The 13,983-nt window shown below is 64.1% G+C and carries 12 protein-coding genes and 1 pseudogene; 7 read left to right on the top strand and 6 right to left on the bottom strand.

The genetic code is table 11. From position 1 onward, the window contains the following. From carB to KAY22_RS16495, 3 genes are all read left to right on the top strand, one after another. The coding region (gene carB / locus KAY22_RS16505; RefSeq protein ID WP_296624450.1) for a carbamoyl-phosphate synthase large subunit at positions 1–3,038 on the top strand (3,038 nt) is incomplete at its 5' end. 82 nt (positions 3,039–3,120) lie between these two features. Next, positions 3,121–3,597 (top strand): transcription elongation factor GreA, encoded by a 477-nt coding sequence (greA, locus tag KAY22_RS16500; RefSeq protein ID WP_296624449.1) that lies wholly within the window; start codon positions 3,121–3,123, stop codon positions 3,595–3,597. Positions 3,598–3,610: 13 nt separating this feature from the next. After that, positions 3,611–4,240 (top strand): rhomboid family intramembrane serine protease, encoded by a 630-nt coding sequence (locus tag KAY22_RS16495; protein WP_296624448.1) that lies wholly within the window; start codon positions 3,611–3,613, stop codon positions 4,238–4,240. Between the two features lie 62 nt (positions 4,241–4,302). Here KAY22_RS16495 and KAY22_RS16490 read toward each other — a convergent pair whose 3' ends face one another. The 5 genes from KAY22_RS16490 to KAY22_RS16470 form a co-directional block, all read right to left on the bottom strand. Beyond that, a complete protein-coding gene (locus KAY22_RS16490; RefSeq protein WP_296624447.1) occupies positions 4,303–4,518 on the bottom strand; it encodes a DUF4170 domain-containing protein in 216 nt (71 codons plus the stop codon). 100 nt (positions 4,519–4,618) lie between these two features. Further along, positions 4,619–5,215 carry a phospholipid-binding protein MlaC gene (locus KAY22_RS16485; RefSeq protein WP_296624446.1) on the bottom strand — a complete coding sequence of 199 codons (597 nt, stop codon included), beginning with the start codon at positions 5,213–5,215 and terminating at the stop codon, positions 4,619–4,621. Between the two features lie 116 nt (positions 5,216–5,331). Then, positions 5,332–5,763 (bottom strand): hypothetical protein, encoded by a 432-nt coding sequence (locus KAY22_RS16480; RefSeq protein ID WP_296624445.1) that lies wholly within the window; start codon positions 5,761–5,763, stop codon positions 5,332–5,334. Between the two features lie 5 nt (positions 5,764–5,768). After that, positions 5,769–6,491 carry a phage holin family protein gene (locus KAY22_RS16475; RefSeq protein WP_296624444.1) on the bottom strand — a complete coding sequence of 241 codons (723 nt, stop codon included), beginning with the start codon at positions 6,489–6,491 and terminating at the stop codon, positions 5,769–5,771. Positions 6,492–6,497: 6 nt separating this feature from the next. Further along, a complete protein-coding gene (locus KAY22_RS16470; protein WP_296624443.1) occupies positions 6,498–7,148 on the bottom strand; it encodes a hypothetical protein in 651 nt (216 codons plus the stop codon). Between the two features lie 155 nt (positions 7,149–7,303). On the opposite strand from KAY22_RS16470, the gene eno reads away from it, so the two are divergent. From eno to KAY22_RS16450, 4 genes are all read left to right on the top strand, one after another. After that, positions 7,304–8,587: a phosphopyruvate hydratase gene (eno, locus tag KAY22_RS16465; protein WP_296624442.1), complete on the top strand. Its 1,284-nt coding sequence runs from the start codon at positions 7,304–7,306 to the stop codon at positions 8,585–8,587. A gap of 104 nt (positions 8,588–8,691) precedes the next feature. Beyond that, the gene (locus KAY22_RS16460; protein WP_296624441.1) at positions 8,692–9,930 is read left to right on the top strand and encodes a GAF domain-containing sensor histidine kinase; all 1,239 of its coding nucleotides are present in this window, start codon (positions 8,692–8,694) and stop codon (positions 9,928–9,930) included. 80 nt (positions 9,931–10,010) lie between these two features. Beyond that, positions 10,011–11,612: a bifunctional phosphoribosylaminoimidazolecarboxamide formyltransferase/IMP cyclohydrolase gene (gene purH, locus KAY22_RS16455; RefSeq protein WP_296624440.1), complete on the top strand. Its 1,602-nt coding sequence runs from the start codon at positions 10,011–10,013 to the stop codon at positions 11,610–11,612. Positions 11,613–11,711: 99 nt separating this feature from the next. Further along, a complete protein-coding gene (locus tag KAY22_RS16450) occupies positions 11,712–13,364 on the top strand; it encodes an MFS transporter (RefSeq protein ID WP_296624439.1) in 1,653 nt (550 codons plus the stop codon). A gap of 18 nt (positions 13,365–13,382) precedes the next feature. Here the strand turns inward: KAY22_RS16450 and KAY22_RS16445 are convergent. Beyond that, a pseudogene (locus KAY22_RS16445) lies at positions 13,383–13,983 on the bottom strand (lipopolysaccharide biosynthesis protein); the annotation flags it as partial.

Raw genomic sequence — 13,983 nt, 5'->3', positions numbered from 1 at the left:
CGCTGGCGCTCTTCAACGACGGCACGTTGGAGAAATATGGCTGCCAGATGATCGGCGCCGATGCCGAGGCGATCGACAAGGCCGAGGACCGCCTGAAGTTCCGCCAGGCGATGGACAAGATCGGTCTTGAAAGCCCGCGCTCCGACGTCGCGCACACGTTGGAAGAGGCGCTTCGGATCCTCGATTATGTCGGCCTGCCGACGATCATCCGCCCCAGCTTCACCATGGGCGGTACCGGCGGTGGCATCGCCTATAACAAGGACGAGTTCGTCAAGATCGTCACCGGCGGCCTCGACGCATCGCCGACCACCGAAGTCCTGATCGAGGAGTCGGTCCTCGGCTGGAAGGAATATGAGATGGAGGTCGTGCGGGACCGCAACGACAATGCCATCATCGTCTGCTCGATCGAGAATGTCGATCCGATGGGCGTCCATACCGGAGACTCGATCACCGTCGCGCCGGCGCTGACGCTGACCGACAAGGAATATCAGATCATGCGCAACGCCTCGCTGGCGGTGCTGCGTGAAATCGGCGTCGAGACGGGCGGTTCCAACGTCCAGTTCGCGGTCAACCCTGCCGATGGCCGCCTGGTCGTGATCGAGATGAACCCGCGCGTGTCGCGTTCCTCTGCGCTGGCGTCGAAGGCGACCGGCTTCCCGATCGCGAAGGTCGCTGCCAAGCTGGCCGTCGGCTATACGCTCGACGAGATCATGAACGACATCACCGGGGCGACCCCGGCCTCGTTCGAGCCGACGATCGACTATGTCGTCACGAAGATTCCGCGCTTCGCCTTCGAGAAGTTCAAGGGCGCCGAGCCGTTGCTCTCGACCGCGATGAAGTCGGTCGGCGAGACGATGGCGATCGGTCGCAACATCAATGAATCGATGCAGAAGGCCCTGCGCGGCCTCGAAACCGGTCTGTCGGGTTTCAATATCGTCGATCAGCTCAAGGGTGCGCCCAAGTCGGTGATCGCCGAGGAACTTGCCCGCCCGACGCCGGATCGCCTGCTGGTCGCCGCCCAGGCGCTTCGCGAGGGATTCACGGTCGACGAGATCCATCGCATCGCCAAGTTCGAGCCCTGGTTCCTCGAGCGACTGGCCGAGATCGTCGCCGCGGAAGAGGGCGTCTGTCGGAATGGTCTGCCGCAGGACGCCGCAGGCATGCGTCGCCTCAAGGCGATGGGCTTCTCGGACAAGCGCCTCGCCTGGCTGGCGCTTCAGTCGGCCAATCTGGCCGGCATGGCCCGCGAGCAGGCACGTGGATCGGGCATCGTCCATGACGTCGCCAAGGCGCTGACCGGTGGGATCACCGAAAAGGAAGTGCGCGCGCATCGCCAGAAGCTCGGCGTCCGTCCGGTCTACAAGCGGATCGACACCTGCGCGGCCGAGTTCGAGGCCAAGACGCCCTATATGTACTCGACCTACGAAGCGCCCAGCTTCGGTGAGCCCGAGTGCGAGAGCCAGCCGACCGATCGCGAGAAGATCGTCATCCTGGGCGGCGGTCCGAACCGGATCGGGCAGGGGATCGAGTTCGACTATTGCTGTTGCCACGCCTGCTTCGCGCTGGAGGAGGCGGGTTATGAGACGATCATGGTCAACTGCAACCCGGAGACGGTTTCGACCGATTATGACACGTCCGATCGCCTCTATTTCGAGCCGCTGACCGCAGAGGACGTGCTCGAGATCCTCCATGTCGAGCAGTCGCGCGGCACGCTCAAGGGCGTGATCGTCCAGTTCGGCGGGCAGACTCCGCTCAAGCTGGCGCAAGAACTCGAGGATGCGGGCATCCCGATCCTCGGCACCAGCCCCGATGCTATCGACCTCGCCGAGGATCGCGAGCGCTTCGCCGCGCTGGTTTCCGAACTCGGCCTGCGTCAGCCGCGCAACGGCATCGCGCGCAGCCGTGAGGAGGCGCTCGTGGTCGCCGAGCGGGTCGGCTACCCGGTCCTGATGCGTCCGTCCTATGTTCTTGGCGGACGCGCGATGGAAATTGTCGAGGATCCGGCTCAGCTCGAGCAATATATCAGCACTGCAGTGCAAGTGTCTGGCGATTCACCAGTTTTGATCGATCAATATCTGCGTGACGCCGTCGAGGTGGACGTCGATGCGATCTGCGATGGTGACGATGTCGTCGTGGCGGGCGTGCTCCAGCATATCGAGGAAGCGGGCGTTCATTCGGGCGACAGTGCATGCACCCTGCCGCCCTACAACCTGCAGCAGGACATCATCGACGAGATCCGTCGCCAGACCGATGCGCTCGCTCGGGCTTTGCACGTTCGCGGGCTGATGAACGTCCAGTTCGCGGTCAAGGACGGTTCGGTCTATCTGATCGAGGTCAACCCGCGCGCCAGCCGCACGGTGCCGTTCGTCGCCAAGGCGATCGGTCAGCCCATCGCCAAGATTGCAGCGCGCGTCATGGCCGGCGAGAAACTGGCGGCGCTGCCGACGATCAACCTCGACGTCGGCCATATCGCCGTCAAGGAGGCTGTGTTCCCCTTCGCCCGCTTCCCGGGGGTCGATCCGGTGCTCAGCCCGGAAATGAAGTCGACCGGCGAAGTCATGGGAATTGACCGTGATTTCGGGACGGCCTTCGCCAAGGCGCAGCTCGGTGCAAGCACCAAGCTGCCGTTGGGCGGCACGGCCTTCGTCTCGGTCAAGGACAGCGACAAGAAGCATATCCTGCCGGCCGTACGGAAGCTGATCGAGATGGGCTTCACGATCCTCGCAACCGGGGGGACCGCGAAGTTCCTCAGCGACGAGGGTCTGGCGATCGAGACCGTGCTCAAGATGCGCGAGGGGCGGCCGAACATCGTCGACCGGATCGTCGATCGCGACGTCGACCTGATCTTCAACACCACCGAGGGTTGGCAGTCGCTGCTGGACTCGAAGGCGATCAGGACGTCGGCGCTCTATGGGCGCGTGCCTTACTTCACAACGGCGGCGGCCAGCGTCGCGGCGGCAGAGGCAATTGGCGCATTGCGGGAGCGCAAGCTTGAAGTGCGATCACTTCAATCCTATTATTCCGCTTCGCACGCCTGATCCCTGCAGCGGTGGAGTTCAGTGCGGGCGACCCGACCGGGGTCGTCCGGTCGCGTGATTTTGACAAAGGATTTGAAGCACGATGGCGGGCGTTGATAAGTTGCCGATGCTGGCGGAAGGGCAGAAGATGCTCGAAGAAGAGCTTACTCGCCTGAAAGCCGAGCGGCCGCTCATCATCGATGCGATCGAGGAAGCGCGTGCCCATGGCGACCTCTCCGAAAATGCGGAATATCATGCCGCCAAGGAGCGTCAGGGTCAGATCGAGGCGTCCATCGCCGACATCGAGGACCGGCTGAGCCGTGCGCAGGTGATCGATCCGACGACGCTGTCAGGCGACAAGATCGTGTTCGGTGCCACCGTGACGCTGCTCGACGATGACGAGAAGCCCGTGCGCTATCAGATCGTCGGCCAGACCGAGGCCGATGCGAAGACCGGCAAGATTTCCTACAATTCGCCGCTCGGACGCGCCCTGATCGGGAAGAGGGTCGACGACGAGGTCGAAGTGACCGTCCCGTCGGGCGACCGCTTCTATCTCGTTTCGAAGATCGAGTTCATCTGATCGGGAGCCGGCCGTGACGGTTCCGATGGCGCGGGCTACCAACGCCCTAGCGCTGCTGACCGGCGGGGCTTTCCTGCTTTCCCTGCTGGCGGGGAATGGCGAAGCGCTCGATATGATGGCGGGGTTCGTCCCGGCCCGTTTTCTCGGTGTCCAGATTCCCGATGCGCTTCCGGCGTGGATCACCCCGCTGACGGCGACTCTGTTGCATGGTGGATGGCTGCATCTGGCCTTCAACATGCTCATGCTGCTGTTCTGCGGACGCATGGTGGAGGCCGTTGTCGGCCTGCCCGGCTTGCTATTGCTTTATGTGATTGGCGCTTACGCGGCAGCCCTCGGCCAGTATCTGCTCGATCCCGCCAGCCTTAGTCCGATGATCGGCGCGAGCGGCGCGATTTCGGCCGTGTTCGGCGCCTATGCTCTGCTGTTCGGCAAACCAAGGCTGCTGCTTGACCATCCGCGCGCGGCTGTCCTCGTGAACATCGTCTGGCTCGCGGCCGCCTGGGTCGGGGTGCAGTTCCTGATGGGCTTTGCCTTTTCCGGCATGGGCATGGCGATTGCGGTGGGGGCGCATGTCGGCGGATTTATCGCCGGTCTGGCAATCGCTCCGCTCTTGACGGTGCGGCGCAACTGGCAGTTTGCCTGAACGAGAAAAGGGCAGGCTCTCATGAGCCCGCCCCGTTTTCCGTATGTCTCGCTGGTGTGGTTTCAGGCCAGATCAGGCTCGAGCAGCTTGTGCAGATGCACCACCACATATTTCATCTCGGCATCGTCGACCGTCCGCTGCGCGGCACCGCGCCAGGCCTTTTCTGCGGACTTATAGTCCTCGAAGAAACCGACGACGTCGATCTTGCCGAGATCCTCGAAATCAAGCGTTTGGGGGTCCTTGACCCGGCCGCCGAACACCAGATGGATCTTGCTCATTCCCTATCTCCGTTGATCGTCCACAAGACGAAGCCTGGCTCCTGCTCCTGTCGAAAAACGGCGATGTTTTGAAGCCTGATCCTCGCGCGTTGGATAGATATTAGCTGCGCGACTTCATCATCGCAATCAGACCATCGATCCCCTTGCGCTGGATGATCGCATCGAAATCCTGGCCTTGCGTTACGGCGAGGTTGATGTTGGCTACGGTCAGATTGGTGACCTTGAAAGCCGGACCCACCTTGGCGACCGACCAGACCGCGCTGATGGGCGCAGCACCCGGCTTCTGAACCTGAGTCACGACGTTGAACCCGCTGCCGGCCGGAGCGGTACGGATCACCTTCATCGATGCGTTGGCATAGTCGTAAAGATTGTCCGAATAGGTGCCGATGATGAAGGTCGGGATCGCCGCCTTGTAGGCTGCCTTCTGCTCGGGCGTGATCTGGTTGTTCCAGCGGCGGATCAGCCGCTCGCCGATCGCGTCGATCGCAAAATGCTGGGACAGAAGCTCGCGGAATTTGGAACGCACGGCCGTTTTGTTTCCGGTCTTGAGCACCGCAAAGGCTTCGGTCCCGAGAGAGGAAATGAATGTCGCCGCATCCTGATTGGCGACGACGGCTGCGGAGGCGGGAGCGATGGGAGCCGAGACGCTGACGACGCCTGCGAGGGCGACAGCGGCGGGCAAGAGAAACTTCTTCATTCTTGAAACTCCATGGGCATCATAGCGCCGTTCCTGACCCGTCTAGCGGGCCCAGCCTGAACGCGGTTTGAACTGTGACGGCTCCGCAAGGGCGTATCGCCCCCGGGAGAGCGGGGTCAGCGACGCACTTTTTCGATCGCGGCCGAACCCGCGCTTTCGGCAACCTCGGCAATCGACCCGATCAATCGGCCGACCTGCTTGCCGGCGGCATCCGAATTGATGCCGAGTTCGCCAAGCTTGGCCTGACCGGCGTCACGTGCGGCGGTGACCGCCTCCTTGGCACGGTCGGCGATCGTTTCGCCGATCGTCCCGAGCAACTGCTCTTCCTGCCGGGTGCGTGGAAGGACTGCCCCGAGCACCGCTCCTACCGCCAGCCCGCCGACCAGGGCGGCGACGGGGAAGGCCTCGACCTGTTCCGCCGCCTTGTGCCCAGCTTCGCGTGCGACGTCGGCCGTCTTGCGAAGACGCTCCTCGGCAAAAGCGCGTGCTTCTGCGGCGCGGTCCCGTTTGGCGGAAGGCGACGCAGGGGCTTTCTTGCTGTTCGTCATGGCTTCTACTCCTTGGACCGGCCTGCGCCGGGATCAGAAAGGTCAGGTGATTGGTAACTTGCCGACGCTCTAGCGGTTGCACCCGCCAGGCGGAGAAGCATCTTATGCAGCGGCAGGCGCAACAGGACGAATGACAGAGCGATGGCGGCCGCGGCCGACCGTATTGGTCGGCGGCGGACCGTTTCGATCGCGCTGTTGGTCGCGCGCTGTGCGTGATCCACGACAATGTCGGCAATGTCGGCGATCAATGCCTGTGGATGCAGGCGTGCCTGTGCCTCACCCACGGTCTCGACAAGTTGATTGCGCGCGCCATGCGCTTTCTGCCGAACCTTCTCGAACAGCTCGTCGATAGGGCTGGTCAACTTCGTGGCATCGGCCAATTCTTCATCCTCGGGATCTTCCACAACCAGCACGAGCTTGCGTACGCCTGCCCGGATCGCGAACAGCGCCACAGCGACGCCCAGTGCGACCGATATGGCGGCCCCGCCCAGACGTCCGACCCAAGGTGTCAGAACGAAAGACAGGGTTACCAGAAAGGTGACCGCCGCCGCCTGGCCCATGATGGCCCCGACGAGCAGCAGGGCCGCTCCGGTTCGCGCGCGGCCCAGCCTTCGGTAAAAATCGGTGCGGGCGAGAGCCAGTTCTGCCTTGACCAGCGCACGACCGTCTTCGACGACGCGCGCTAGCACGGCGCCGATCGGCTCCTTGTCCTGTCGATTATGCTCCACCAGGGATCAGGCTGCAGGCGGAGTGTCGTCGGGAGTGCCGGTCACCGCCGTCGGCGGGCTTGGATCCTCGCTCTGCGCGATGGGTGCAATGTTGGCCGCCGGGGCGGCGTCCGCATTCGGAGCCGACGCCGCTGCCTTGGGCTTGGGAGTCGCGGTTTTGCGCACGGTTGCCTTGCGCGCCGGCTTGGCAGGAGCGTCGGGGGCGGGGGACGCAGCTGCGAAAGCGCTATCCGCCGCCGCCCCGTCATTGCCGGCCTTGGGCGTCAGGCCGGACTTGACCACGCGCGCCAGAACGAAGCCGACGGCAGCTGCCGCCGCAATGGCGATCGCGGGCGACGAACGCACCATGTTACGGGCATCGTCGATCAGTTCGTCGGCATCTTTGTCACGAAGATTGGATGCCAGCCCTTCGACCGCATCGGCGGCCTGGCGGATATAGCCGCCATATTGCTCGCCCAGCCGCTCGCTGACCTGTTCGGCCGCGTCGCCGACGAGGCTCGCGACATTGTCCAGCGCTTCCACGGCGCGATCCTTGCCCTGCAGCGTATAATCCTTGACCTTCGAGCCCGCCTGTTCGGAGAAGCTCGCGGCGGTGTCCGCAAACGCCTTGCGGGCGCTTTCGAACGCAGTGCCGTTTCCGGTGTCGTCGGTCGCCATGTCGATCGTCTCCATCAAAACATAATGGCCTAAAAACCAGATGGGGCGGATTGCGTTCCTTTACCAGCCCCGAAACGACTTCATATTTGCCTAACGGGGACGGCGCGGATAGAGCGCGCGCATCATAACGTCCATCAGCAGAGGTACGCGCCAGCATGACCGCCATCGTCGACGTCCACGCCCGCCAGATCATCGACAGCCGGGGCAATCCCACGGTCGAGGTCGACGTTACCCTCGAGGATGGCAGCTTCGGCCGTGCAGCGGTGCCTTCGGGCGCGTCGACGGGCGCCTATGAGGCGGTCGAGAAGCGCGATGGCGACAAGTCGCGCTGGCTGGGCAAGGGCGTCGAGACGGCAGTCGAGGCGGTCAATGGCGAGATTGCCGACGCGATCCTGGGCATGGAAGCCGAGGATCAGGGCGAGATCGACGCGCGGATGATCGAACTGGATGGCACCGCCAACAAGGGTCGTCTGGGCGCCAATGCGATCCTCGGCGCAAGCCTCGCCGTCGCCCGTGCGGCAGCGGATGCGCGCTCGCTGCCGCTCTACCGCTATGTCGGCGGCGTGTCGGCACAGGTGCTGCCGGTGCCGATGATGAATATCATCAACGGCGGCGCCCATGCCGACAATCCGATCGATTTCCAGGAATTCATGATCATGCCGGTCGGTGCGGACAGCCTGATCGACGCCGTGCGCTGCGGATCGGAAATCTTCCACACGCTCAAGAAGGCGCTGCATGACAAGGGTCTGGCCACGGCCGTCGGCGATGAAGGCGGCTTCGCCCCGAATCTCGCCTCCGCGCCGGACGCGCTCGACTTCATCATGCAGTCGATCGAAAAGGCCGGCTACAAGCCGGGCGAGGACGTCGTGCTGGCGCTCGACTGCGCCGCAACCGAGTTCTTCAAGGACGGCGTCTATGACTTCCATGGCGAGGGCGTGAAGCGCTCGCCCGAGGAAATGGCCGACTATCTCGCTGGTCTCGTCGCGCGTTATCCGATTGTGTCGATCGAGGACGGCATGGGCGAGGACGACTTCGCCGGATGGAAGATCCTGACGGACAAGATCGGCAGCCGCTGCCAGTTGGTGGGCGACGATCTGTTCGTGACCAATCCGAAGCGCCTTGCACAGGGCATCAAGGACGGCCTCGCCAACTCTCTGCTCGTCAAGGTCAACCAGATCGGCACCCTGTCGGAAACGCTCGAGGCGGTCAGCCTCGCTCAGCGCGCCGGCTACACCGCCGTCATGTCGCACCGATCGGGCGAGACCGAGGATTCGACCATCGCCGATCTCGCGGTTGCCACCAACTGCGGCCAGATAAAGACCGGCAGCCTCGCGCGTTCGGACCGGTTGGCGAAATACAACCAGCTGATCCGCATCGAGGAAGAGCTGGGCCCGATTGCGGTCTATGCCGGCCGCTCGGCGATCAAGTCGCTCGGCTGATTTTTCGATCGCCCACTACGGGCGATCACGTAGTTGTTGAGACGCTTTTCCGGTCTAGCCTCGCCCAACCATTCCAGAAGAATGAATGGGCGGGGCGTGGCTTGATGGACATCGGACGCTTTCAGGGTCTGATCGCGATACAGGAAGCGATTGCGCGCGAGGGCGGCGGGCTTTCCGCCGTGCTCGATGCCATCGTCCGCGAATTGTCGGTCATGCCGGCCGCAGATGGCGCTGTGATCGAACTGCTCGATGGCGATCAATTGGTCTACGCCGCCGCAAGCGGGGCGTCCGCGCATCTGGTCGGTCTCCGGCTAGGCCTGGATACAAGCCTGTCGGGGCTCAGTCTGCTCAGCGGCCAGCCCCAGCGCTGCGACGATTCGGAGCGCGACGTTCGGGTCAATCGTGAGGCCTGCCGACGGGTCGGCCTGCGGTCGATGATCATTGTTCCGATCCCGCACCATGGGCGCTTCGTCGGCACGCTGAAATATCACGCACCGACCGTTGCAGCCTTCTCCGAAGAGGACATGCTTGTCGCCCACCTCCTCGTCGGTCCGATCGCCATAGGCTTCAGCCGGATCGCCGAGGAGGATGCCAACCGCGCGCGCAAGGAATTGCAGGACATCGTCCGCCTCAAGCAGCAGTTCGTTTCCACCGTGAGCCACGAACTCCGTACGCCGCTGACATCGATATCCGGCGCACTGGGGCTGCTCGCCAACGGCACGGCCGGCGAATTGCCGGACACGGCATCGTCGCTGATCGACGTTGCCTCCCGCAATGCCGGGCGACTGCGGCGTCTGGTGGACGATCTTCTCGATCTCGACCGCATGGATTCGGGCCAGTTCGAATATTGCTTCGTCGACGCGGACATCGGACTGTTGCTGCGCGACGTCATTGCGCAAAATCTGCCTTATGCGTCGCAAGCGGACGTGAAGCTGGGGCTGGATCTGCCGTCCGAGCCCGTCCGCACGCGTACCGATGCCGACAGGCTGTTCCAGGCGATCACCAATCTGGTATCGAATGCTGCGAAATTCTCTCCACCCGGGGAGGTCGTACGGCTATCGTTGTGTGCCGACAGCCGTAGGCTCGTAATCCGGGTTGTCGACAATGGTCCTGGTATTCCTGAGGAATTCCGCGCGCGTCTGTTCGACCGTTTCGCGCAATTGCCCCACACGCGTGGTCTGAGCCGCCAGCCGGGGACCGGCCTCGGCCTATCGATCGCCAAGACCATCGTCACGCAGCTGGGTGGTACGCTCAGGCTCGATGAAGCGAGGATCAAAGGGTCCGCCTTCGAGATCGAACTTCCGCGGATTTCGCCTGCCGCTGATTGCGCAGCGGAGAACTGAACGCCGCCGGGGTGGCATTTGTCCGGGGGATCGCTTAACGGGGCCGCGATTCCCGATCACCGCAGCAGGACAGATTCCGCATGAAGACTCCCACGACGCCGGCCCCCGACCAGGTGAAGATCAGCCGCGCGCTGCTTTCGGTGTCTGACAAGAGCGGGTTGATCGAGCTGGGCCAGGCACTGGCATCCTGGGGCGTCGAGCTCATTTCTACCGGTGGGACCGCCAAGGCCCTTCGTGAAGCCGGCCTGGACGTGAAGGATGTTTCCGACATCACAGGCTTCCCGGAGATGATGGATGGTCGCGTCAAGACGCTGCATCCGATGGTCCATGGCGGCCTTCTGAGCGTTCGCGACGACCCCGAGCACGCGCGGGCGATGGCCGATCATGGCATCGGCGGCATCGACCTCGTCGTCGTCAATCTTTATCCCTTCGCCCAGACCGTCGCCAAGGGCGCAGGGCGTGACGAGATCATCGAGAACATCGATATCGGCGGCCCTTCGATGGTCCGCTCGGCGGCCAAGAATCATGCCTATGTCACCATCGCGACCGACCCGGCGGACTATGCCGAGATCATCGCGACCGGCGGCACCACCGACTTCGCGATGCGCAAGCGCTTCGCCGCCAAGGCCTTTGGCGCAACGGCGGCTTATGACGGCATGATCTCCTCCTGGTTCGCCGAGGTCGATCAGGGCGAGACGCTGCCGGCGACGCTGTCGATTCCGGTCCGCCTGGCCGAGACGCTGCGCTATGGCGAGAATCCGCATCAGCAGGCCGCCCTCTATCTGCCCTTCGGGGGCGCCGCTCGCGGCATTGCTCAGGCGACCCAGGTGCAGGGCAAGGAACTCAGCTACAACAACTACAACGATGCCGACGCCGCGCTCGAACTGGTCAGCGAATTTCGCGACGGCCCGCCGACCGTCGTGATCGTCAAGCACGCCAATCCGTGCGGCGTAGCCAGCGCTGATACGCTGATCGAAGCCTATGAAGCCGCTCTTGCCTGTGACAGCGTTTCGGCCTTCGGCGGGATCATCGCGGTCAATCGTCCGCTCGACGGCAAGACCGCAGAGGCGATCAGCGGGATCTTCACCGAAGTCGTCGCCGCGCCCGATGCCGACGACGACGCCAAGGCGGTCTTTGCGAAGAAGAAGAATCTCCGGCTGCTGCTGACTGGCGAGCTTCCCGATCCGGCGCGTGGCGGCATGACCGTCAAGAGCATTGCCGGTGGTATGCTGCTCCAGTCGCGCGACAATGGCCGGATCACCCGCGATCAGCTGAAGGTCGTCACGAAGCGCGAACCGACCGCTCAGGAACTGGAAGATTGTCTGTTCGCCTGGACGGTCGCCAAACATGTGAAGTCGAATGCGATCGTCTATGCCAAGGGTGGTTCGACCGCAGGCGTCGGCGCAGGCCAGATGAACCGCCTCGAATCCGCGCGCATCGCGGCGTGGAAGGCGAAGGATGCTGCCGACAAGGCAGGCTGGTCTCAGCCGCGCACCATTGGCTCGGCGGTGGCGTCCGACGCTTTCTTCCCCTTCGCCGATGGTCTGCTCGCAGCCGTCGAAGCGGGAGCTACGGCGGTCATCCAGCCGGGCGGGTCGATCCGCGATGCCGAGGTGATCGCCGCCGCCGACGAGGCGGGGCTCGCCATGGTCTTCACGGGGATGCGCCATTTCCGTCACTGACGGGTCTGCCCTTGGCATCGGTGGCGGCGCGCTAAGCGGTTGACCCCGCGCTGCGCCGTGCCTTTAAGAGGCAGCTGTACACGGGGAGGGTGAGGCAGGATGGCGGGCTCGGCAGGGCAGCGTAAAGGAACCTTCGAGCCGCTCCGCCACGTCCTGTTTCGTCGCGTCTGGACTTCCAGCGTCCTGTCCAACTTCGGGCAGCTCATCCAGAATGTCGGCGCGGCCTGGGCGATGACCAAGCTCACCGGACGTGCCGACATGGTCGCGCTCGTCCAGACCGCGACTTTCGCGCCGATCGTCCTGCTGTCACTCCCGGCCGGCGCGATTGCCGACAGTTATGACCGGCGCAAGATCGCCCTGATCGCACTGGGCATCATGCTCGGCGGCGCTTCGGGCCTGACCCTCGTGTCCCTGTTCGACATGCTGACGCCGGCCTTGTTGCTGCTGTTCTGCACGATGGTGGGCACTGGCATGGCGCTGTTCACGCCAGCCTGGCAGGCGTCGGTCGGCGAACAGGTGCCCAAGGAAATCCTGCCCCAGGCGATCGCGCTCAATTCGATCAGCTATAATGTCGCGCGTAGTTTCGGACCGGCAGTGGGCGGGCTGCTGGTGGCGGTGGCGGGGGTCGTTTCCGCTTTCCTGCTCAACGCCATTGCCTATCTGCCGATGCTGGCGACGATGTATTTCTGGCGCCGCAAACAGGAGAAGCACCGGCTTCCGCCCGAGGCGCTCGGGCGCGCGATCATCTCGGGGATCCGTTTCATCGTTCACTCGCCGCCGATCCGCACGATCTGGCTGCGGATACTCATTTCGGGCATGGTCGGATCCGCGCCGATGGCGCTGATGCCGCTGCTTGCGCGCGATCTTCTCGGCGGTGGCGCTGCGCTGTTCGGCATATTGCTGGGCTTCTACGGCATGGGCGCGATCCTCGGCGCCACGTTGATTGGCCCGATACGCGAGCGGTTGAGCAATGAAGGGATGATGGCGGTCGCGATGGCGGTCATCGGAACTTCGATGGTCGGCATCGCGCTAAGCGCTTCGGCCATATTGACCTGCGCGTTGCTCGTCATCGTCGGCGCGTCCTGGATGATCGTCATGGCGATAGGGACGATCGGCATCCAGCTGTCGTCGCCGCGTTGGGTGACCGGCCGCGCGCTGGCCGGTTTCACGACGGCGGCCTGTGCCGGCGTTGCCTTTGGCAGCATCGGTTGGGGTCATGTCGCGGAAAATCATGGGACTGCGGTCGCGATGGCCGCTTCGGGCATCGGCTTGTTCTGCGTCATTCCGCTGGGCCTGATCCTGCGGATGCCGGAAGTGGAAGTGCAGGGCGAGCATGGCCTGCAACTGAGCGATCCGGACGTGGCGCTCGACATCACCGGTCGAAGCGGCCCGATCAGTCTGACGATCGAATATCGGGTCGCTGTCGACAATGCCCGCGACTTCCACAATGCGATGCTTGCGATGGAACCCATCCGCCACCGGACGGGGGGCTATGCCTGGTCGCTGGCGCGCGACATCGGCGATCCCGAGCTGTGGATCGAACGCTATCACACCCCGACCTGGAATGATTATCTGCGCCAGCGCGAGCGGTTGACCGCCGCCGACATGGCCGCCTGGGAACGCGCGCTGTCCTTCCACATCGGCGAGACGCCCCAGGTCCGGCGGCGTCTCGAGCGGCCGTTCGGATCGGTCCGCTGGAGCGACGAGGTGCCCGATCATGGGCTGCGAGTCGCCATCCCCCAGCCGAACTGATCGCGCCGCGCGGGTCTGTCAGGCCTCGCGGAAGCGGAACAGCATGCGGTCTTCGCTCGTGAAGCCGAACCGCCAGATGATCAACCCGAAAGCGAGCAGGATCGCGGGGATGCCGAAGGCGAGTTCGGCCCATTCGGGCAACCGCGTGAACAGATAGCCGACCGCTCCCGCGACCAGCGACGCCCACACCAGCGGCCAGCGCCAGCCGGAAACGGGCGCGTCGAGCAGTCGCGCGAGCAACTTGGCCTTGGCGATCGATGCGATGCCGAGCGCCAGTGCCAGCGCAATCGCCGGAGCCGCCGACTGCCAGATGACCGGCAGGCCCAGTTCGTCCCGCAGCAGCAGCACCAGCGCGAAGCTGAGCAGTATCTGCACGAGGATCATGCCCATCGAAATCCACAGGTTGAGGTGGCGGGCCACATAGATCAGTGCGGCCTCGGACACCGCAGCGGTCGCGGCGACGACCTCGGCAAGCAGCAGGAACGCGAGCGCGATCGTACCCGCCACGAAGTGCGGGCCGACCAGCCCCATAACCCCTTCGCCGGGATTGCTCAGCGCCAGCCCGACGGCAGCTTGCGCGGCGATGATCTAGAAGCCGACCTGGGCAACCTGCTTGGCG

The sequence above is a fragment of the Rhizorhabdus sp. genome, from assembly GCF_018006725.1.
Taxonomy (GTDB): Bacteria; Pseudomonadota; Alphaproteobacteria; order Sphingomonadales; family Sphingomonadaceae; genus Rhizorhabdus.
Note: the sequence above shows the minus strand (reverse complement) of the source record. Positions and strands in the feature narration are given on the sequence as shown.

What these genes read in the sequence shown, in the direction of transcription:
- greA (WP_296624449.1), top strand. Translation starts at nt 3,121, where the DNA reads ATGGCGGGCGTTGATAAGTTGCCGATGCTGGCGGAAGGGCAGAAGATG.
- KAY22_RS16490 (WP_296624447.1), bottom strand. Translation starts at nt 4,518, where the DNA reads ATGAGCAAGATCCATCTGGTGTTCGGCGGCCGGGTCAAGGACCCCCAA.
- KAY22_RS16485 (WP_296624446.1), bottom strand. Translation starts at nt 5,215, where the DNA reads ATGAAGAAGTTTCTCTTGCCCGCCGCTGTCGCCCTCGCAGGCGTCGTC.
- KAY22_RS16480 (WP_296624445.1), bottom strand. Translation starts at nt 5,763, where the DNA reads ATGACGAACAGCAAGAAAGCCCCTGCGTCGCCTTCCGCCAAACGGGAC.
- KAY22_RS16470 (WP_296624443.1), bottom strand. Translation starts at nt 7,148, where the DNA reads ATGGCGACCGACGACACCGGAAACGGCACTGCGTTCGAAAGCGCCCGC.
- eno (WP_296624442.1), top strand. Translation starts at nt 7,304, where the DNA reads ATGACCGCCATCGTCGACGTCCACGCCCGCCAGATCATCGACAGCCGG.
- KAY22_RS16460 (WP_296624441.1), top strand. Translation starts at nt 8,692, where the DNA reads ATGGACATCGGACGCTTTCAGGGTCTGATCGCGATACAGGAAGCGATT.
- purH (WP_296624440.1), top strand. Translation starts at nt 10,011, where the DNA reads ATGAAGACTCCCACGACGCCGGCCCCCGACCAGGTGAAGATCAGCCGC.
- KAY22_RS16450 (WP_296624439.1), top strand. Translation starts at nt 11,712, where the DNA reads ATGGCGGGCTCGGCAGGGCAGCGTAAAGGAACCTTCGAGCCGCTCCGC.